This is a genomic window from Pseudoalteromonas sp. AS71, assembly GCF_038900275.1.
Taxonomy (GTDB): Bacteria; Pseudomonadota; Gammaproteobacteria; order Enterobacterales; family Alteromonadaceae; genus Pseudoalteromonas.
On sequence record NZ_JBBMQZ010000022.1, the window covers coordinates 17,347 to 37,550 of the forward strand.

Here is a 20,204-nt window from a genome sequence, read left to right on the forward strand (position 1 = left end):
ATGCTTAAAAACGATTTTTGTATGGCCGATGGCTGTTACTTATTAAACCACTCGGTAGGGCGTCCTCTTAAAAATACACAGCAATATTTAGCACAGCACTATTTTTTACCATGGGAGAGCTCAAGTAAAGAACCTTGGCAGCAATGGCTTCCCGCAGTTGAGCAATTTACTAGCGCACTTAGTAAGTTATTTAATGCGCCTAGTTCGCAGTTTTGTCCTCAAGTTAATTTATCAAGTGGCTTAACAAAGTTGCTTATGTCGCACCCTCGATTACAGCAAAAAAATTGTAAAGTGCTTATGGCGCAAAGTGATTTTCCGAGCATGGGCTTTGCAATGCAAAAAGCATTACCAGAGTGCGCACAAATTATGTTTATACCAGAGCACGAAAACCTAACTGATATTAATGTTTGGCAGCGCTATATAACTTGCGATATCGACTTGGTTTTTATAAGCCATGTGTATTCAAATACAGGTGTACAGGCGCCTGTATACGATATTGTAGCTATAAGTAAATTAACCAATAGTTTATCAATAGTTGATGTTGCTCAGTCAGCGGGTGTTATACCGCTTGATTTAAGCGTACTTGATGCTGACTTTATGATTGGCTCGAGCGTTAAATGGCTATGTGGTGGTCCAGGTGCAGCTTATTTATGGGTTAACAAAAACCAAATAGAGTATTGTAAGCCTAAAGATGTGGGTTGGTTTTCGCATCAAAATCCATTTGAGTTCGATATTAACCACTTTGAATATAGCGCCAGTGCGCTCAAGTTTTGGGGTGGCACCCCTTCTGTAGCGCCTTATATTATCGCCGCAAATAGCATTGCCTACTTTGCAGAGCTAACAGCTCACAAGGTAAGAGATCATAATTTAGCTATGCTTACGCTTATTCATGAGCAACTAGGCAAATATGTTGCATCACCTATGAGTAGTGATAAATGCAGCGGGACTGTTATTTTGTTTTTTAACAAGCAGCAAGACCATGTACTTACAGCGCTTAATAAAGCGAAAGTCAGTGTAGATGCCCGTAAATTTGGGATACGAGTATCGCCACATATTTATAATACTCAAGAAGACGTTGGGCAGTTTATTTCGATAGTAAAACGAGCGCTTAAGGGTTTTGGCTAAGCTGCTGCTTTCTTTGTTTTAATGACTCTATTTTTTGCTGCGTTTGATTAATTGATGCGTCGTAAGCTTGTTTTAACGAATTTGTTTTAGTTGCGATAGCATCAGCAATAGACGAAGCGCCTAAACGATTGGCTTTATCTTGAGTCATGTAATCTATCTGCTGTTTTTTAGCTGCGTATTCTTTTTGGCTTTGTGCAATCGATAGCTCAAGGCGCTTTATTTCACGCTCTATTTGTTGAACTTCTAAGAAGTCATCCACAGAGGTGTCGGTAATACCTTTACCGGGCGTAGAGCTTTTATATGCTTCAATTACGTTTATATCTTTAAGAGTAATAACTTGTGCATCTTTAGCGCAAGGCGTTTGGCTAAAGGTAGGAACGCCCTTAATTACACACTTATACACTGTTGTACTTTGTGCCAAGGTAAAAAATGGTGCTGCCGCGCAAACTGATAGCAATATGAACCGGATCATAGCTAAACCTAAAGTGGCTAAAGTTGTGTTAATAATGCCCTAAGTTATTACTAGGCACAATTTGTTTAGTTTTTATAATTTTTAGGCACAAAAAAAAACACAATTAAGTGGTTTAAATTAAGTATGGTCCAGAGGGAGGGATAGACTTGCTTACATCCATGTAATCAATCGCTGCGCGACGCTTGCAGCGGCCCAAAATGTTCCAGACATTTTGTCGAACCCTGTCGAGGGTTCTCACCCTCCCAATTTAGTATAGGTGTTAAATTTTAGGCACAAAAAAACCACAATTAAGTGGTTTAAATTAAGTATGGTGGAGAGGGAGGGATTCGAACCCTCGATAGAGCTACAAACTCTATACTCCCTTAGCAGGGGAGCTCCTTCGGCCACTCGGACACCTCTCCAACGCATAACCGTTTGTATTGATGGAAGTAAAAAAGCCACCAATTAAAATATGGTGGAGAGATAGGGATTTGAACCCTAGATGGGCTATAAACCCATGCCGGTTTTCAAGACCGGTGCATTCGACCACTCTGCCATCTCTCCGTGACGCAGAATAATACTTAGGTGATACCGCTGTGTAAATAGCAAAATGACTGTTTGCCTAAAAAACGTACGTAAATGAGGTTTTTTTTGTAAATAAGGGGAAATTAAGGCAATTTTTAATAAAATAAATAGGTTGCAGCAAACAAGGGGGAGCTAAATAAGTGACTTCATTTAGTGGTTGAGTGTTCGCTGCACCGAAAAATAATCATGGTTGGGTGATTATTTATATTGAGCTGCGCCGCTAAGTGCTAGTCTTTTACCAATAGTGTTAAGTTTAGCTAACATTCTTGCTTTACGGTTAGTTGGTTTAACTGCTACTTGAGCTGCTGCTGTTTGATTTAATGTGTTAATTGGTTTCATTATTTTGCTCCGGTTGTATATGTTGAAATCGCGTGCATTTTGCACGTTGTTTGATTAAAAAGACAACGATAAAAATTGAGCCTGACGGATTAGTTAAACTAATCCTTGTTTGTTTTATTAACGTGCGGTTCAGTGTTTTTTATGATCGTTTTTGCATAAATAGTTACAATGAAGTCGGCTTTAGTCGCTTTAATACTGATACTTGTGAGTGTTTGTATTTATTTTTATGCATTTTACACAATCTTTTTTGACTAGTTATTCAGATTAAAAAAATTCAATTAAACTCTTTTTATTCGTTCTTAAATGCATTGTTGGAAACAAAAAGCTTGTCGCTACTAATAATTATTAAACCAAGTACAAAAAAACAGAGTGAAAAACCACTAATGTGGCTTAAAAGCATCTGTAAAAAACGCAGTTTTTCTTATTGTATGTTTACTACAACGGGAAGCTTTAACGATGACTGCGCTCAAATAAGGTTGCTACTGAGTAAATTTACCAAAGTAGTTGTACTTGGCGGAGACGGTACATTGAGCTTGGCGGTTAATGCGTTAATAGGGAGTAGCTGTACGTTAGCATTATTGCCTTGCGGTACAGGTAATGATTTCTCGAGAGGGTTTAATTGCAAAGAAGATGATTGGCGAAAGGCATTATTTAATACACCGATAGCAATTGATGTAGGAAAAATTAATAGCCGCTATTTTATTAATATTGCAGGGGTAGGGTTTGATGCTCATGTAGTTAAAGCGATTAATGCTAAAGCTAGTTTTTCATCTTTTGATTACAGTTGGACGAGCATTAAAGAGCTATTTTATTATCAAGCTCAGCAGTTACAAGGTACGTTTAATAACGATGCTCAGCAGTATCAAAATTTGATTACCGTATTTGCTAATCATAAGTACTTTGGTGGTGGTCTAGAAATAGCGCCAAAAGCAGATTTAACTGATGGGTTGCTTGAGTGTTATCAAATGCGAACAGGTGGGCTTTTTTATAATGTAATAAGCTTTATGAAGTTATTTTTTAAGAGCCATCAGCATATAAAAAATCTTAACTACAGTCGCTTAAATACAGCTTCTATAAAAACTGAAGGGTTATTGATTGAAGCAGATGGTGAACTGGTAGGTAAAACTCCAGCCGTTATTAGTGTGCATGGGCAGGCTTTACTTTTTCATATGCCAATAAAAAAGCGCCTACAGTAGGGTAGGCGCTTTTGTGTTAGTTGCGTTAATAACGCGTCTAACTGGGGACGGAGCCACTTTTAGCTACTGCTCTATTAGCTAAAAAGGCGTTAATTCGTTTTGTTGGGGTAAGCACAATGGCGTTACCTAATAGCACTAGGCTAAATCCTGCAAAGGTATTTGCGTGCCATTCAAAGCCTTCAAAAAAGCTACTCAGTGTTACTGCCACTAATGGGAATAAAACAATAACGTAGCTGGCTTTTTCAGGGCCTATATTTCTTAGTAGAGCAAAGTAGCAACCAAAAGCGATTACAGTGCCAAATATTGATAGATAAAGTAGTGATAACCAGTAACTTGGTGGAGCATTCAAACTAAATTGCACATCGTTCATTAATACATATAAAGCTAAACCTATAGCGCTGTATAGCATGCCCCATGCATTGCCTTGCAATACACCAATTTGTTTACGAGAATTACGAACGCTTACCATGTTTCCTAATGAAGCCACAAAGGTGCCACCAAGGGCAAGTAGTAACCCGACCAACGCACCATTACTCAAGTCGAACTGCTGTAACTGTGGCCAAAACAGACACGTAATACCTAATACAGCGAGAACAGCACCTGTATAAATTCGTTTTGAGATTGGCTTACCAAAAAATAACCGAGTATTGACTATGTTCATAACCAGCAGCATTGAAAAGGCAATAGAGGTCATGGCTGAGGTAAGGTGATTTTGTGCCCAGTAAAGCATTAAATAATTTAATCCAAAATTACAAATAGCTAATAAAACAAAAAAGCCATGATCCAGTAACTTAAATCGCATGTCGGGTTTTTTGTACGCTACATATAACCACATTAAAAGCGCTGCAATAGCAAAGCGATAAAATAACGATAACTCTACCGCAATATCACCTAACTGAAACTCTATGGCTAACCAAGTTGAGCCCCAAATTAAAACGGTTGTAATGTATAGCGCTGCACTTTTCATGGTTAGTCTCCAAAGCCCGATTGAATGGCTATTTTAAGACCTATCTGTATACTTACCATATACAGAAAAGTAAAAATGTAACCTATACAGATTTGGTGTGTGATGATAAGACAAAAAAATAGCCAAGGGCATGAGTTTTTATATCAGCAAGTTATTCAGTTGATTAGAGATATGAGCGCTCAACAAGTTTTACTCCCCGGCGAAAAACTTCCATCACTGCGTAAAATGGCAGATAACTTAAATATAAGTATCCCCACTGTAAAACAGGCTTACCAGTCACTTGAAGATCAAGGGTTGGTAGAGGCGCGTGAAAAATCAGGATATTTTTTAAAAGTCGTTAGCATGGCTCATAATTTACCTAAGCGAGTTAAATTAAGTCGTGAACCTGTTGTGGTAAATAAACAAGCCTTAATAGAGCAGGTGTATAGCGCGATCCATCAAGCTAACGTAGTCCCCTTTGGTATCGCCAACCCAATTGCAGCAGCACCTACCGATAAAGCACTCGCCAGAAACATGCGCCGTGTAATGACAATTGCGGGCAGTAAAGCCATAAATTATGGCCCAACTGATGGGTTTGTAACACTGAAAAAACAATTAGTGCATCGCTATTTAGATTTTGGCATTGGTATTGATATGGACGAGCTTGTGATCACCAATGGTGCGCAAGAGGCTATGGCTATTGCGCTTAAGTGCGTGACAAAGCCAGGCGATGTAGTGGCTATTGAGACTCCTTGTTATCACGGAATTATAGAGTTAATAGAAAGCCTAGGGCTTAAAGCGCTCGAAATACCACTGTGTCCAGATAATGGCATTTGGTTAAGCGATTTGGAGCGAGCTTTAAATGAGCATGACATAAAAGCGTGTTTATTCTCGACAGCAATTAGCAACCCTGTAGGCAGCTTTATGCCAGATACAAACAGGCAGCAGCTGGTGGAGTTACTCGAAAGCCACGACGTAGTGCTTATTGAAGATGACGTATACGGCGATTTATATTTTACGGCGAAACGAGGCACACCTGCTTTAGCGTACTCTAAAAAAGGATTAGTGATTAGTTGCTCATCTTTTTCTAAAACGGCAGCGCCGAGCTATCGTGTAGGTTGGTTAGTTGCGGGTAAATTTGCAACGCAAGCAAGGCGATATAAAAGAGCACTAAGTTGCTCTGCTTCGTTAATAAACCAATGGACGTTATCTGAGTTTATTGCCAGTGGTGAGTACGACCGAAATTTAAAAGTACTTAGGCAACGCTTGCGCGATAATAAAGAGCGTATGCGATGGTGCTTACAACAAGCTATGCCAAAAAACACACGTATAAGCGATCCAAAAGGAGGCTGTGTAATGTGGCTAGATTTAGGAAGCGAGTACGATAGTCAAAAATTATTTTTACTTGCTCTTGAGGTTGGTATTAGTATTACCCCTGGGCTTATTTTTTCAGCCTCTAATAAGTATAAAAGCTGCGTAAGGTTAAGTTATGGTGTGCCGTGGAGCGAGCAGATAGAGCAAGCCATTATTACTCTGGGTAAGCTCACTTTATTAGCTAAAAAGTAAGTTTGGGAAACACAAAAAAGCAGCATTTAAGTAAACTTAAGTGCTGCCAAAGGGATGTTAAATAACGTTTGCTGTACTAATTTTGTTTAAAGCTAAATAACTGGTAACCTTTAAGCTCTGGCACTTGCATTACTAATTGCTCTTCTTGTTTTGCAATATCAGCAAAGGTTTCACATAAAGAGTTAGCTCTCTCTTCAAGTGCGCTTGCATGTAGCTCTACTTTTTCTTCTATTTGTGCACCCATATTTTCCATGCGTTGTTCAAAGGCATCCATATCGCCGCCTGAACCAAGTAACTCAGAACCTAAAGCCACTAAAATACTGCCCATTGATTGCATTACTGCTGATTCAACCGCTGTTTCTATCTGCTGCTCAAATTGTTGTTCAAAGTTTTCGCCAAATTGATTAAAACTTTGTTGGCCCATTACAAATGTACCTTGCTGGTAAAATGTGTTTTCTACCTCAATTTTAATGTCGTCCATAAGCTCAGACATATTATCAAGACCGTCAATATTAAATGCATTGCCTACTTCTTCTAATGCCACACCGGCAATTTTAACCCCCTCTAACGCTATATTAGCTACTTCAGGTAATTGAGTGCGTAAGCTATCAGAGTACTTATTCAGTGCTTCGCGTTGTGAGCTATTAAGCGCTACAAGCTCGCCATTAACGGTTAAGTCACCATGGGAATTAAATTGCATAGTTTTATTATTGGCAGTAAAAATTTCTAATTCGTTTGGTTTAATACGTACATCGTTTTTAAATTCGACGTTACATTCATCATTACTAAATGAAATTGTAGAATCGTTGTCGTTATGAGCCATAGCGGCTGGCGTACAAATTAATGCGCTAACTAATAGTAATTTTTTCATGTTTGTTCTCTACTTTTTGTTGATGACGATTAATTAATAACAAGTTTGATGCCAGTTTTATTTTTCTATAAAAAACAATTAATTAAGTGTTTTTCTTTGTTTTTTAGCAAGTCAAAATAATTAATAAATAACTATTTTTTAGTCAAATTGGCTAACTAATAAAAATTAATAAATTTTATTTATCGATACGATAAAAAACTCTCACTTTCCTCAATTCAAATTTAGCGCTATTTATTCACATTACTGACATGAAGACTATTTACAGTAGTCACGTGGCTTTATTTTGATGTTAATTTGCAGAGCACTTTGGCATTAAACATTTTTAATTTTACCGGCTATTGCGATAATAAAATCCTTGGTTGGTCTCAAACACTTTATGGAGTGGGTTGTGGGTAAGACATTTAGTTACGATGCGCTAGATGACGATTTTGTTGAAGACGAGTACGAAATGCTCGGACGTAATCAACACGATAAGAACAAGCAAAAGGTTAAGAAGAAGTTGGAAGACTACCTTGAGCAAAAACGCTTGCGTAAAAATCTAGGCGAAGACGATTTAAGCGATTACACCGATTAAATTTCACTAGTATAAATAAAATACCAATTAATATTGAGAATTTAAATGTGCAGTTATGTGTATGTTTAAGTCTCAATAGTATTGGCAATAAAGAGGCCTTGCGCCTCTTTATTACTTTTTAAAGCGTGCTTTTAGCCTGTGCTAATGCTTTTTGCATTGTAAGCTCTAGCTTTTCGGGTTTAGTGAAAGGTGCATAGCGTTTAATTGGCGTGCCATCTGCTGCAATTAAAAACTTAGTAAAATTCCACTTTATTTTGCGTGTTAAAAAACCAGGCAAGGCTGATTTTAAATAACGAAAGACTGGATGAGCATGCTTACCGTTTACATCTACTTTGGCCGCCATTAAAAAACTCACACCAAAATTAATTAAGCACCCTTGCTCTATTTGTGTAGCGTCGCCGGGTTCTTGTTGACCAAATTGATTGCACGGAAATCCCAGAATAACTAAACCTTGGCTGGCATACTTATTGTGCAAAGCTTGCAGTGACTCGTATTGGTAGGTAAATCCACATTTACTTGCGGTATTAACAATAAGCACAACCCTACCTTCAAAATCATTAAAGTTGATAGGCTGACCCTGTAAGCTCGTTGCGCTTAATTGATGAAATGCGTGCATATTGGTGTCTTTTTATTGTTGTTAGCCGCATTTTAACCTGAGTGCAGTATTTCATAAAGTATAAAGATCGCACTAATTTAAAATTAGAAATAGCCCCATACCGGCAAGCGTTGTGTAATAGATATTATGTGTTTTGTAGGCAACAATAATGGCAACTATCGCGGCGCTTAAATAAGGATTTTGCCAGTTTAAGTTAATGCCATCTTCATTCAAAAACACGATAGGCACCCAAATTGCTGTAAGCACTGCCGGTGCACTAAAGCTTAAAAATTGCTGCATTTTAGGGCCTACTTTAAACGGTAAAGCACGGTGCAAAAATAAATAACGCGTAAAAAATGTAATGCACGCCATGAGTAAGATAGTCGTCATCATGGCGTTACTTCCTTTTTAGTGGTTAGTCTTGCTGTGCTGTAACCTGCTGCCATTGCCAGCAGCGCTGAGCAAACAAGCCATAACTCAAATCCTGTGCTTTTTAAAAGCGTTGCACTAATGCCTGCTACAATTACCGTAACGAGTGAGGCTAAATTTTTAATGCCCGGAATAACCAACGCTATAAACGTGGCAGCAATGGCAAAGTCGAGCCCTAAATTAGTTAAATCGGGCAGCATTGTGCCTGCTACAATGCCAATTAACGTCCAAATATTCCATGCAATATAAAAGCTAAAACCAGCGCTCAATGCGTATATTAAACGTGTTTTTGTTCTGTATGCTTTTCTATGGTGAGAAAATGCAAATAGCTCATCGGTTAATACAAAACTTACTGGTAAGCGCCAACGCATAGGTTGATCAATGACCTTATGACGCACGGCTAAACCGTATAAAAAGTGTCGAGAGCTAATAATAAATGTTGTGAATAAAATTGTAAGCAATGGTGTGTTGCCCGCTATAAGTTCAATTGCAACAAGCTGTGCAGAGCCTGCAAATACTAATAACGACATTGCTTGGGTTTCTAGTGCACTAAAGCCATTTTGAATCGCTAAAGAGCCACATAAAATACCCCAAGGAATAACCGCTAAACACAGTGGTAGCATATCTAAAAAGCCTTTTAAAATAGCTTTTTTAACTGGTTGCATGATATTTACTCTCACGGCTTGTAGAATGGCTCATAAGGATACCTTAATATTATGATGTTAAAGTAGTTAACGAATTAGATAATACTGTTTTTTTAAGGATAGGCGCAATGACGACGTTAAAAGTGTGGGATGGGTTTATTAGATGCTTTCATTGGTTTTTGGTTGTAAGTATTGCGGTGCTTTATTTTAGTATTGAAGAGGGCATGATTGAGCTTCATTTTGTTGCTGGGTTCTTTACTTTAGCACTTATCGTAACGCGTTTAATATGGGGCATTATCGGAAGTAAAACCGCGAGATTAAGTGGGTTGCTGCACTCTCCTCGTGCTATTTTAAAGGCACTAAAGACACCAAGTGACTCGCTAGGCCATTCAGCACCTGGCAGTTGTATGGTAATGGTATTTTTTATAATTATAATTACGCAGCTTATTACCGGGTTAATGAGTAGCGATGGCATTTTAACTGATGGCCCGCTTGCTCAATATGTGTCTAGCGATACAATTGATTTTGCAAATTGGCTACATGAGCTGAATTTTGACATTTTACTTTATGCTATTGGTTTACATGTATTAGCTATTATTGTTTATAGAATAAAAGGTAAGCCGCTAGTTAAGGCGATGATCACAGGCTCAAAAGAGTTAAAAGTAGATGACTCTGAGGCTAAAGTAACAAAAGCGTCTTGGCCAGCGTGGCTAATATTTATATCTTTATTGGTGTTGCTGATATTTACGTGGGCGAAAGAACCTTTAACTTATTTATTTAGTTAAAAATACATTAAACCAACCTTAAAGGGTTGGTTTTTGTTTTTGGTTACATTCTTTTGTTTGATTGTTATGCGGGGCCGAATTATAATCGCCGCATTGCTGGCAAACTAATCGAAAGATTAGGGCGCAAAGTTTCCGGTCTAAGGCTTTTTATAAAGCTATGGTAGCGGGACTACTGCATAACGTGTTGTTATGTATCACTTGCCCTCAGTGTATTTTTTGTGTATCCATAGTGTATGGATAAGATTTTGTAACTCTTAAGGTGTTGCCGTGTTTATGCATACGTCGTTGGCCTGTGGAAAGTGGTCAACAATAGGTTGCTTAAATCATCATACCCAATTGTTTATTGGCGATGTGGTGAGTGTAACCTTTTACGACATGCAAGGAGAGCTAGTTAGTTTATCATTTGATTACAAAATCACCTCGCTTGAGCAAGGTGAACCTCACGCATGGCCACGCTTAGTTGCCGAGTATATTAACGTGCATGTTCCTCTGGTTAGCGCAGGTAAAATGACCGAGCAAGGCTTAATTGTAGCCTATAGAAATAATGAAATTTTTGCATTGCAAAGCAGTGGTATATGTAAAGCGCATGTCGATTTTCATTGTATTGAAAAATGCGACGAGCGTGTTGTTAATAACCTTGATTCTTATGATTACGTGTACCCTGAAAATTGTGAAAACTATAATGCGGGTACAAAGGTATTGCAGCCAAAAACAGGGCATGTTTATCAATGTAGGCCTTGGCCATTTAATGAGTTTTGCCGCGCGAGTGACGATAAAAAGTTTATGTTCGAGCCCGGTGTTGGACAAAGTTGGGCTATGGCTTGGCAGCAAATATAAGGTTGTTAGTGAATTATCTTCCCAAAGGTATAGCGGTTTTAATAATGAAGCGTTTACCGTTTTAGCCCATCCAACTATTGGATGGGCTTTTTTATTTTTATGATAAACTGCAAATCACATTATTTTTTTAATTGGTTTTGTTGTGTCTCGTCCTGACTACTCTTTAAGTTTATTACCTAATTTCCCGATTGCTAAACAGCAAGCCCATACATTAAGTACTCATAATAAGATACGTACCGATAATTACTATTGGATGCGTGATGACGATCGCCAGGATGAGCAAGTACTTGCGCATTTACATGCTGAAAATGCGTACTGCGATGAACAGTTAGCTGCTATGAAGCCACTACAAAATACACTTTTTGAAGAGTTAAAAGCACGCATTGTAAAAGATGATAATTCGGTACCCGTTAAAGACGGGAAATACTGGTATCACTCAGAAGTTCGTGGTGATGATGAATACTCGCGTCACTATAGAAGTACGAGCATAAAGGCCGATAATAAAGAGCTTTTACTCGATGTGAATGTCTTAGCTGAAGGATTTGAGTTTTTTGAGCTAGGCGAAGTCGCACTAAGTCCATGCGAGCAGCTTATGGCTTACTCTGAAGATACTGAAGGTCGTCGTATTTATAATGTTCGCTTTAAAAGCTTAGCGACCGGTGAAATGCTTCCTGATGTGCTTGAAAATACAGAAGGACAAGTTGTTTGGGCTAACGACAATAAAACTGTTTTTTATGTAAAAAAAGATTTAAAAACGCTATTAGGATACCAAGTATTTAGGCATGAGCTTGGCAGCGAGCAAAGCCAAGACGTAATGGTCTACGAAGAGCAAGACAGCAGCTTTTTTATGGGACTTGGTAAAAGCCGCGATGAAAGCTTAATTATTATTGATTTAGCATCGACAGAGACCAACGATACATGGGTGCTTGATGCTAATAAGCCCACTGGCGAATTTAAAGCATTAATGCCGCGTGAAGATGGCCACGAGTTTGACGTAGATAAGCTAGGTGACACATTTTATATTGTGACTAACTGGCAAGCTAAAAACTTTAGATTAATGACGGCAACAAACGAAACAATTGCTGATAAAACACAATGGCTTGAGCATACAGTTCACAGAGAAAATGTACTGCTTGAAGGTGTAGAGTTATTTAATGACTTTTTAGTATTAAGTGAACGCGAGCAAGGGCAAGCTCGATTTGTAGTTGTTAATAAGCAAGGGGATCGTATGGCACTTGAGTTTGCCGATCCTTGTTATTATGCAGCAATAGCAATGAACCCAGAGCCAGACACTCGCACTGCGCGTATTTATTACTCGAGCTTAACAACACCGGGCTCTTTATATGATGTTGATTTAGCAACGGGCGAAAAAACATTACTTAAACAGCAAAAAGTACTCGGTAGTTTTAATGCTGATGACTATCAGTCGGAGCGGTTAATGATAACTGCTCGCGACGGAGTTGAAGTACCTGTATCTGTTGTTTATCGAAAAGACAGCTTTAAAAAAGAGGGTACAAATCCGTTATTTCAATACGGCTATGGCGCCTATGGTTATACGATTGATCCTAGTTTTTCAAGCTCATCACTGAGCTTGCTCGATCGTGGTTTTGTTTATGTAATAGCGCATGTCCGAGGCTCTGAAATGCTAGGCCGCGAATGGTATGAGCAAGGTAAAAAAGAGCATAAACAAAATAGCTTTAGTGACTTTATTGATGTGACAAAAGCGCTTGTTGATCAAGGTTATTGTGATAGCAATAAGGTGTTTGCCTCAGGCGGCAGTGCCGGTGGCTTATTAATGGGGGCGGTTGTAAACCAGGCACCAGAGTTATATTGCGGTGTTGGCTGTCATGTACCATTTTTAGACGTATTAACCACAATGCTTGATGAGAGTATTCCACTCACAACAAATGAATACGATGAATGGGGTAATCCAAATGAGCCTCAATTTTATGATGTGATAGAAGCTTACTCGCCTTATGACAATATTAGCGCACAAAACTATCCGAACATACTCGTTACTACCGGTCTTCATGATTCACAAGTACAGTATTGGGAGCCTATGAAGTGGGTTGCAAAAATGCGTGAACTTAAAACAGACAGTAACATTTTAGTCTTTAAAACGGATATGGATGCAGGTCATGGCGGTGCATCAGGTCGTTTTAAAAGCTTAGAAGAAAAAGCCCTCGAAATGGCCTTTTTTATTGCGCTGTTAAATTAACTGCAAAATCGGAAAATTGTATTACTCTATATATAGAAGTTGATATATATAAGGTAATTTATGTTTGGAGCACATGGCGAATTTCAGATTTGTTCACAGCCCCCTCATATGTATTTGAAGTTGAAGGGGAGCTTTAACAATGAAGGTATAACATCGTTAACTAATGGTGTTATTCAAGAATTGAGCTTTCATCCTAAAAATACAATTAAGTTTGTGGTTGTTAACTTAAAAGAGTTTGAACTGTTAACTTTAGATAGTCTTGATTCGTTAGAGGCCTATTTTGCGGGTGTAAAAGAGCGTGGCTATCAACGTGTTGACTATATAAACATTAATATCATAGCTAAAGATATGTTTGAAAAGGTATGGAAAAATAGCGATGTAGAAGTTAATTTTTATAAAGATACCGAAAGCTATTTATTAGTGCATCCAAGTGATAGTTATATAAAACAGAACTGGTAATTAATATGAGTATTATAAACCGCTACTGAAGAGGGCTTATAATACTCTCTAAACACCCTTTATAGCGCCTTGAAAGGTTTAAGCACATGTCGTTTTTAAGTCTTACTTTATAATCGCCACTGTCGGTAGGCATCAGTTCGCAGATAGCTTGTTTTCTTACCAGCGTCGAGCGATGAATACGAATAAACCCTTCTGGCTCTAGCTGCTGTTCAATATTTTTCATGGTTTCGCGGTGTAATACCGGTGTACTACCTTTGGTAAAATGCAGCTCTACATAATTGCCCGCACCATTAATCCAAATAATATCTTTTATATCAATTAGCCTTACCTTACCTACATCTTTAACTACAATATGTGATGATGGTTTTTCGGTTTGTGTGCTCTGTTGATATTGGCTCTCAGCCGCGCTTGCAATCGGGCAAAGGTGAATTAGTTTATCAAAGCATTTATCAATACGCGGTGCTGTAGAATCTACTATTAAAAAATCAACAGCGCCAACTTCAAAAGCAAAACTCGCAAAATGACCCGACTGGGCAATAATGACTAACTTAAGCTTTTTAGCGAGCTCTGTTAAATGCACTATTTGCATAGGATCAGCCAGATTGGTTAGTTCGTAAAAAAGTACGTTGTATTGATCTGTATCTATTTGATCTAATCTGTTTGCCTGAATAAAAGATTGAGATTCAAAGTGTCGGTGCTCTTGCACGCGCTTTGTTAAAAATGTTGCAAACTTAGTGTTACTAACAAAAGTTAATGCATGAAAAGAAGCGACCATTATTTTATATCTCTTGCTGTATATAGTAACAAAGACCGTGCTTAGCGGAAAAACTGTTATGAAAAGTACAATATATTTATAAAATAATTGTGACGTACTAATTAATCCCATCAAACTAGCTATTCATACCAAAGATTACGCCTCATAAATAATGCATGTAGAGTGTTTAAATAAATCCCCTTACTGTAATCCGCGAAGTAACTATTTAGTTACAAAAATAACAATTCAGGGGAATTATATGACATTAACTAACAAAGGTAGCGCGCGATTATTTAAAAAATCGTCGTTAACAGTTGCGCTAAGCAGTGCAATACTTGCAAGCATTTCATTTCAAGGTGTGGCTGCAGAAGATGACGAAATTACTAAAATAGAACGTGTACAAGTTACAGGTTCTCGTATTCGTTCAGCTGAGGCGATGTCATCAGCGCCTATCCAAGTTGTAGATAGTGCCGCTATTGATGCATCGGGATCATTAAATATTCAAGATTTACTGCTAGAGAACCCAGCATTTGGTTCGCCAGCTATTAGCCGTACTAATTCAAACTTTAATACAGCCAGTGCGGGGGTTGCTACAGTTGATTTACGTAATTTAGGCTCTAACCGTACATTGGTTTTAGTTAATGGTCGCCGTTATGTTTCTGGTGTACCTGGCAGCTCTGCTGTCGATTTAAATACTATTCCTAGTCAATTTATCGAACGTGTTGAAATTATGACCGGTGGTGCTTCATCAGTTTATGGCTCTGACGCTGTTGCTGGTGTAGTTAACTTTGTACTAAAAGATGATTTTGAAGGCGTTGAGTTTGAAGGTCAGTACGGTGAATCGAGTGAAGGTGATGATGAGTCACGCCAATTTAACTTTACCTCAGGCTTATCAAGCTCAGATGGTAAAGGGCACGCCATGTTTCACCTGGGTTACTCTGATCAAGGTGCTGTTTTCTCACGTGATCGTGACCGCTCGGCAGTAGACCAATTTTCAGGTATTTTCTTTGAAGATGATCCTGTAGCAAACCCAGGCTCTGTATTTGATGCGGTAAGCCCATTTTTATCTTCATTCCCACCACAAGGTCGTTTTAGCGCAGGGGATGAAACATTTACGTTTAATGATGCAAACAACCTACAAAACTCATTTAGTACTAATGGTGGCGATGGCGTAGATGCAAATGGTTTTAACCGAAGCGGCGTACGTACAATAGCAATACCTACAGAGCGCTACTTATTCGCATCAAATGGTAGCTATGAGTTAAGTGACAAGCATAGCTTTTTTTATGAAGGCACTTACGCTGCAACAACAACTGTTTCTGAATTAGAGCCGTTCCCTTTTGCTTCTGATGATATTTATGCAAATGGCCAAGTACCGATTGAATTTAATGTAAACGGTGAAATATTACGTAATGCATTTGTACCAGACGATATATATAACGCAGCAACCGACACCGATGGTGATGGTATGCGTGATATCTTTTTTGCAAAACGTTTGAGTGACATTGGTAACCGTGGAGCACGAGCAGAGCGTGATACATTCCGTTTAGCGCTTGGTTTTCAAGGTGAAATAGCAGATGGTTGGTTTTACGATACTTACTACGTATATGGTAAAACAAAAGAGCAGCAAGTTTCTGGAGGTTTAGTCAACGTGCAAAGCTTCCGTCAAGGTTTAGAAGCTGTTATTGATAGCCAAGATTTAGATGGTGATGGTATTACTGACGAGGCTATCTGTATCGATGCGACAGCTCGCGGCTTTAACTGTGCGCCTGTAGACATTTATGGTTTTAATTCGTTATCACAAGGAGCTATTGATTTTGTAAGTGCACCTAGCTCTCTTTCAACGTCAGTTGAGCAAGAGATCATTGGTGGTAATATCTCAGGTGATTTATTTGATTTACCAGCAGGTACGGTGGGTATTGCTGCTGGTTTTGAATACCGCGAAGAATTTTCACGCAGTGAATTTGATGCACTACAGCAAGCCGGTCTTAATGCAGGTAATGCAATCCCAGCAACAGAAGGCTCGTTTGACGTAACAGAGTACTATGTAGAAGCAAACATCCCAGTACTTGATACTGTAACGATGAATGCAGCAGTTCGTTTATCTGATTATTCAACAGTCGGTAACACCGAAAGTTGGAATGTGGGTGTTGATTGGGAAGTAATGGATAGCTTACGTTTACGTGCTACTCGTGCTCGTTCAACGCGTGCTCCAAATATCGATGAACTATTTTCTCCGCCTTCACAAACGTTCCCAAGTGGTTTAAACGATCCATGTTTAGGTGTTACTAATAGTGGCGGTGGTGCTGCTGGTGATGCTTGTCGTACAGATGGTGGTGTTACAACTAATATCGCTTCAAATGGTGAGTTCACGCTTAACCAGTCTGACTTACAAGGTATTAGTGGCTTTAACCGTGGCAACCAAGATTTAAAAGAAGAAGTTGGTGACTCTGTAACAGTAGGTTTGGTATTTACACCAGAAAACCTAATTTCAGGACTAGACATTACGCTTGATTACTTTGATATCGAAATTACAGATGCAATAGTATCAACACCTCGTCAGTTTATTCTTGACCAATGTTATGGCGGCGGCGATACAAGTTTTTGTGACTTTGTAACTCGTCGTAGTGCGCCATCAGGTAATAATAGTGCTGGTTCACTAGAATTTATCGACAGTGGTGTATCTAACAGTGGTGGTTTAGGTACAGAAGGTGTTGATTTAACACTAACGTACTCTACTGATATTGGTCCAGGTGCGTTTAGAACTCGCCTTGCTTATACTTACCTAATCGATGGTTATAGCATTCCACTTCCAGGCGCTGATAAAGATGAGTTTGCTGGAGAAATTGGTGCATCAGAGCATAAAGCTAACTGGAACTTTGGTTATAAACTTAACGACTTTGATTTTAACTGGAGCTTAACTTACATTGGCGCTGCAGACTTTGATGATCAATTCTTAAGTGGTTTTGGTATTGCTCCAGGTGGAGTAGGGATTGGTTCAGTAACGTATCATGATGTTCAAGCAAGTTACCATATCAGCGATTCAACAGAGCTTTACGCTGGTGCAAGTAACTTATTTGATAAAGAGCCACCGCGCATTTTATCGGGTGTAAGTGGTTCAAGTACTGGTACTGAAACTGATGCAGGTACGTACGACCCAATTGGTCAATCATTCTACATCGGTTTTAGAAGTAAGTTCTAACCAGCAATAACGACACTAATATAGTTACTTAATTAGTTACGTTCACAAAGCCCCAGTATCGTTGGGGCTTTTTTATTGGAAAAAATAATGAGAGCAGTAATGCCCATATATTGTTTATCCCAATATATGAGCATTCTACCCACTTAAACCAAAAACAACGCCACTGGTAACAGGGGCGTTGTTTAGTATTGGGAGCAGGCTAATATAGTAACCGAATCGCTTGATTATTTAACGATTTATCCCTATTTGTGGCCCTCTTCATTGAGGGCTTTTTTTTGCTAGTTTAGTCTAAGTAAGCCTTTAGCATCCAAACCAGTTTTTCTTGCTCTGAGATGTAATCGCTCATTAGTGAGGCAGTACCTTCATCATCTGCATCACCAGCTTGGCTTAAGATATCACGCTGCATGTGAATTAATGTGCTGTAACCAGCAAGTAGGTTTTCTACGGCTGTAACGCCATCACTAATACCTTTAGCTTCTTTAATTTTACTTACTTCAAGGTAATCAGAAAATGCATGTAGAGGCGCACCATCTAACGTTAAAATACGTTCTGCAACTTCGTCTACTTTTAGAAGTAGTAAGTTATAAATTTCTTCAAATTTAACGTGTAGTTCAAAAAAGTTACGGCCTTTAATGTTCCAGTGAAAGCCACGCGCGTTCATGTATTGAATCTGGTAGCTACTCAATAATGTATTGAGTGACTTTATAATGTCTTCGCTTTTTGCACTGTTTAGACCAATTGCGTTTACATGTGACATAACTTGCTCCTGAATAACCGTTTGTTTGTGAACTTGTGATAAGTATCGCGGATTTTTATTGTTTAGTAAAATCGTTTAAATATATCTAGTTAATAGCTTTAACCTATTAACTGCTTTTGATACCAATACGCACCTTTAACTATTAATAGAAATGGGTCTGATTAATAAAAATACCACCCCTTAAAAGTAAATAAACTCTAAATTATGATCTAAAACAAACTTTATTCAAGGCGATAATTTAGCTGTTTTTTTATTGATGCAGGTCAAAAATCATCCACCCTAACGGCGCATAATAAGTGTGTCGAAATAATTAGGAGAGATAACATGCATGCAAAAACAGCGAAACAAAATAAAGCAGAGTTAATAGTGGTAGGTCTTGCAGTCATCGCATTTGTATTAGGGTTAGTAGCCCACTTAGCAGGAGCAAGCTTTGCGAATTCGGATGTTTTTGGCTACATTGCGGCGCCGATTCCGCTTATATTGGCAGTAGTATTTTTAATTAGTTATAAAATAGCAGCCAATGCTGAGGATTAATCGCTTTCGTTTAAGCACTTTAAAATGTAATCGAGTACTTGGCGCGAGTAAATCATACTGGTATGGCTTAAATGAAACACTTTATGTTCGGCCATACCTTTAAGTTTGGTTTCATCTAGTAATACAGTGCCATCTGATTGGCTACCTTTAACTATTAAGGGCATAAGCCCAATAGGTAAATCGCCTGCAATACTGTAAAGCTTAGCTTTAAAAGGCCAATTACCATTTTTAGTGAGTAAAAATTCAACACTATTTTTTAAAAATGATTCAAACCCTTTTTGTTTCATCTTTTGCGCAATATGGCTGCCTTTGTGTGGAGTACCAAGCGTAATTACCTTCGTAACATTCTGGCTAGCAGGGGAGTTTGCCTCTAGGTAAGCACGTGCAATCAGCCCTCCCATAGAGTGGCATACAAGCGCTGCAGGCTCGTTAGAAATACACTCATCAATTTGTGCAAATATGGTATCGCGGTGAGGGTCGAGCGTATTATAGGTAATGTTTAATACTGTCATCCCCGATTCTTCAAGCCGTGAACAAAGTGGGCGCATAACAAAGCCAGACATATACAAGCCATGTAAAACAATAACGTGTTTAACTTTCATATGCTCCCTAATACCAATTTTATTAAAAACATGATCATTCTTGCGTATTAAATAATCCGCTACCTGCGTTAAAAATTATTTATATAGAACAACTATATGTCATAATTTTCGCCTTGTTATCGACTTATTTATTTGTCGCTATAATAGATAACTAATTTAATGCAATTGGTATAACTACCGTAATTACATTAACTGTAGCGGTTTTATTTCAATATTGGTTGTATCGGTATTTACCCATATTTCACCATCTTGAATGGTAATGGCGAGCTTAATTCCACGATCAACTAAAGCAGCAAGTGCTTGTGTTGCTGCATAATCAAGGCTAAAAATACTTAGATTTTTAAATTCATACAATTTAGGTTGATGTTTTTGCCACCAAATTGCTTGATTGTTTTCACCATAAGTATATAGGACCACTTTTTTAGATTTATTGCAGGCTTTTTTAAGGCGTTTTTCATCTGGTAAGCCAAGCTCAACCCACAGCTCTATCTCTTCACTATAGCTAACATGCCAAAGTTCAGGCTCATCATCAGCGCTTAATCCTTTAGTAAATTCTAAACCATCACAGCTATTTAGAGCAAAAGCGAGTAAGCGAATCATCAACCGTTGATCGGTCTCTGATGGGTGTTGAGCCAAGGTTAAATTAAAATCTTGATAAACGTGGCGGTCCATATCGCTAAGCGATAACTGCACTTTCATAATGGTGGATTTAAGAGCCATAACAACTAATCTGAA

At 38.4% G+C, this 20,204-nt stretch carries 21 protein-coding genes, 2 tRNA genes and 1 riboswitch; of the genes, 10 read left to right on the plus strand and 13 right to left on the minus strand.

Going from position 1 to position 20,204, the window contains the following annotated elements; all coding sequences use genetic code 11:
* A complete protein-coding gene (locus WNY98_RS16105) occupies positions 1–1,125 on the plus strand; it encodes an aminotransferase class V-fold PLP-dependent enzyme (protein ID WP_342878393.1) in 1,125 nt (374 codons plus the stop codon).
* On the opposite strand, the gene WNY98_RS16110 is transcribed toward WNY98_RS16105, so the two are convergent.
* The 4 genes from WNY98_RS16110 to WNY98_RS16125 form a co-directional block, all read right to left on the minus strand.
* Positions 1,109–1,597, minus strand: coding sequence for an RNA-binding protein (locus WNY98_RS16110; RefSeq protein ID WP_024599682.1), 489 nt, complete (start codon positions 1,595–1,597; stop codon positions 1,109–1,111). The two genes, WNY98_RS16105 and WNY98_RS16110, sit on opposite strands and share 17 nt — an antisense overlap.
* Before the next feature lie 308 nt (positions 1,598–1,905).
* A tRNA-Ser gene (locus WNY98_RS16115) sits at positions 1,906–1,998 on the minus strand.
* Positions 1,999–2,049: 51 nt separating this feature from the next.
* A tRNA-Ser gene (locus tag WNY98_RS16120) sits at positions 2,050–2,140 on the minus strand.
* A gap of 219 nt (positions 2,141–2,359) precedes the next feature.
* Positions 2,360–2,500, minus strand: a complete 141-nt coding sequence (locus WNY98_RS16125; RefSeq protein ID WP_004335040.1) for a hypothetical protein — start codon at positions 2,498–2,500, stop codon at positions 2,360–2,362.
* 326 nt (positions 2,501–2,826) lie between these two features.
* Here WNY98_RS16125 and WNY98_RS16130 point away from each other — a divergent pair, with 326 nt between their 5' ends.
* Complete coding sequence (locus tag WNY98_RS16130; RefSeq protein WP_342878394.1) at positions 2,827–3,696, plus strand: YegS/Rv2252/BmrU family lipid kinase; 870 nt, start codon at positions 2,827–2,829, stop codon at positions 3,694–3,696.
* A 37-nt stretch (positions 3,697–3,733) separates the two neighbouring features.
* On the opposite strand, the gene WNY98_RS16135 is transcribed toward WNY98_RS16130, so the two are convergent.
* A complete protein-coding gene (locus tag WNY98_RS16135) occupies positions 3,734–4,663 on the minus strand; it encodes an EamA family transporter (RefSeq protein ID WP_024599684.1) in 930 nt (309 codons plus the stop codon).
* 102 nt (positions 4,664–4,765) lie between these two features.
* Between WNY98_RS16135 and WNY98_RS16140 the strand changes: the two genes are divergently transcribed.
* Positions 4,766–6,208: a PLP-dependent aminotransferase family protein gene (locus WNY98_RS16140; RefSeq protein ID WP_342878395.1), complete on the plus strand. Its 1,443-nt coding sequence runs from the start codon at positions 4,766–4,768 to the stop codon at positions 6,206–6,208.
* Positions 6,209–6,284: 76 nt separating this feature from the next.
* Here WNY98_RS16140 and WNY98_RS16145 read toward each other — a convergent pair whose 3' ends face one another.
* A complete protein-coding gene (locus WNY98_RS16145; RefSeq protein ID WP_342878396.1) occupies positions 6,285–7,079 on the minus strand; it encodes a YggN family protein in 795 nt (264 codons plus the stop codon).
* Between the two features lie 388 nt (positions 7,080–7,467).
* Between WNY98_RS16145 and WNY98_RS16150 the strand changes: the two genes are divergently transcribed.
* Positions 7,468–7,653 (plus strand): hypothetical protein, encoded by a 186-nt coding sequence (locus tag WNY98_RS16150; RefSeq protein ID WP_007579801.1) that lies wholly within the window; start codon positions 7,468–7,470, stop codon positions 7,651–7,653.
* Between the two features lie 118 nt (positions 7,654–7,771).
* Here the strand turns inward: WNY98_RS16150 and WNY98_RS16155 are convergent, their stop codons facing one another.
* From WNY98_RS16155 to WNY98_RS16165, 3 genes are all read right to left on the minus strand, one after another.
* Positions 7,772–8,269: a glutathione peroxidase gene (locus WNY98_RS16155; RefSeq protein WP_342878397.1), complete on the minus strand. Its 498-nt coding sequence runs from the start codon at positions 8,267–8,269 to the stop codon at positions 7,772–7,774.
* 72 nt (positions 8,270–8,341) lie between these two features.
* Positions 8,342–8,641, minus strand: coding sequence for an AzlD domain-containing protein (locus WNY98_RS16160; protein WP_004335020.1), 300 nt, complete (start codon positions 8,639–8,641; stop codon positions 8,342–8,344).
* Positions 8,638–9,342 (minus strand): AzlC family ABC transporter permease, encoded by a 705-nt coding sequence (locus tag WNY98_RS16165; RefSeq protein WP_076925880.1) that lies wholly within the window; start codon positions 9,340–9,342, stop codon positions 8,638–8,640. The genes WNY98_RS16160 and WNY98_RS16165 overlap by 4 nt, the downstream gene beginning before the upstream one ends.
* 107 nt (positions 9,343–9,449) lie before the next feature.
* Between WNY98_RS16165 and WNY98_RS16170 the strand changes: the two genes are divergently transcribed.
* The 4 genes from WNY98_RS16170 (at position 9,450) to WNY98_RS16185 (ending at position 13,620) form a co-directional block, all read left to right on the plus strand.
* Positions 9,450–10,106, plus strand: coding sequence for a cytochrome b/b6 domain-containing protein (locus tag WNY98_RS16170; RefSeq protein WP_342878398.1), 657 nt, complete (start codon positions 9,450–9,452; stop codon positions 10,104–10,106).
* 88 nt (positions 10,107–10,194) lie between these two features.
* Positions 10,195–10,283, plus strand: a riboswitch (cyclic di-GMP riboswitch).
* A gap of 96 nt (positions 10,284–10,379) precedes the next feature.
* Complete coding sequence (locus tag WNY98_RS16175) at positions 10,380–10,943, plus strand: chitin-binding protein (RefSeq protein WP_342878399.1); 564 nt, start codon at positions 10,380–10,382, stop codon at positions 10,941–10,943.
* A gap of 142 nt (positions 10,944–11,085) precedes the next feature.
* Entirely contained in the window at positions 11,086–13,161 is a 2,076-nt protein-coding gene (locus WNY98_RS16180; RefSeq protein WP_342878400.1) for a S9 family peptidase, read from the plus strand.
* A gap of 60 nt (positions 13,162–13,221) precedes the next feature.
* The gene (locus tag WNY98_RS16185; protein WP_024599692.1) at positions 13,222–13,620 is read left to right on the plus strand and encodes a hypothetical protein; all 399 of its coding nucleotides are present in this window, start codon (positions 13,222–13,224) and stop codon (positions 13,618–13,620) included.
* A 22-nt stretch (positions 13,621–13,642) separates the two neighbouring features.
* Here the strand turns inward: WNY98_RS16185 and WNY98_RS16190 are convergent, their stop codons facing one another.
* On the minus strand, positions 13,643–14,395 hold the full coding sequence (locus WNY98_RS16190; RefSeq protein WP_342878401.1) for a LytTR family transcriptional regulator DNA-binding domain-containing protein: 753 nt from the start codon (positions 14,393–14,395) through the stop codon (positions 13,643–13,645).
* 238 nt (positions 14,396–14,633) lie between these two features.
* On the opposite strand from WNY98_RS16190, the gene WNY98_RS16195 reads away from it, so the two are divergent.
* A complete protein-coding gene (locus WNY98_RS16195) occupies positions 14,634–17,576 on the plus strand; it encodes a TonB-dependent receptor (protein ID WP_076925878.1) in 2,943 nt (980 codons plus the stop codon).
* A 283-nt stretch (positions 17,577–17,859) separates the two neighbouring features.
* Here WNY98_RS16195 and WNY98_RS16200 read toward each other — a convergent pair whose 3' ends face one another.
* On the minus strand, positions 17,860–18,333 hold the full coding sequence (locus WNY98_RS16200; protein WP_004334993.1) for a Dps family protein: 474 nt from the start codon (positions 18,331–18,333) through the stop codon (positions 17,860–17,862).
* Between the two features lie 324 nt (positions 18,334–18,657).
* On the opposite strand from WNY98_RS16200, the gene WNY98_RS16205 reads away from it, so the two are divergent.
* Complete coding sequence (locus tag WNY98_RS16205; protein ID WP_024599694.1) at positions 18,658–18,867, plus strand: hypothetical protein; 210 nt, start codon at positions 18,658–18,660, stop codon at positions 18,865–18,867.
* On the opposite strand, the gene WNY98_RS16210 is transcribed toward WNY98_RS16205, so the two are convergent.
* Both WNY98_RS16210 and WNY98_RS16215 read right to left on the minus strand, forming a co-directional pair.
* Positions 18,864–19,469 carry an alpha/beta fold hydrolase gene (locus WNY98_RS16210; RefSeq protein ID WP_024599695.1) on the minus strand — a complete coding sequence of 202 codons (606 nt, stop codon included), beginning with the start codon at positions 19,467–19,469 and terminating at the stop codon, positions 18,864–18,866. The two genes, WNY98_RS16205 and WNY98_RS16210, sit on opposite strands and share 4 nt — an antisense overlap.
* Positions 19,470–19,652: 183 nt before the next feature.
* On the minus strand, positions 19,653–20,189 hold the full coding sequence (locus tag WNY98_RS16215) for a YaeQ family protein (protein ID WP_342878402.1): 537 nt from the start codon (positions 20,187–20,189) through the stop codon (positions 19,653–19,655).
* Positions 20,190–20,204 lie beyond the last annotated feature (15 nt).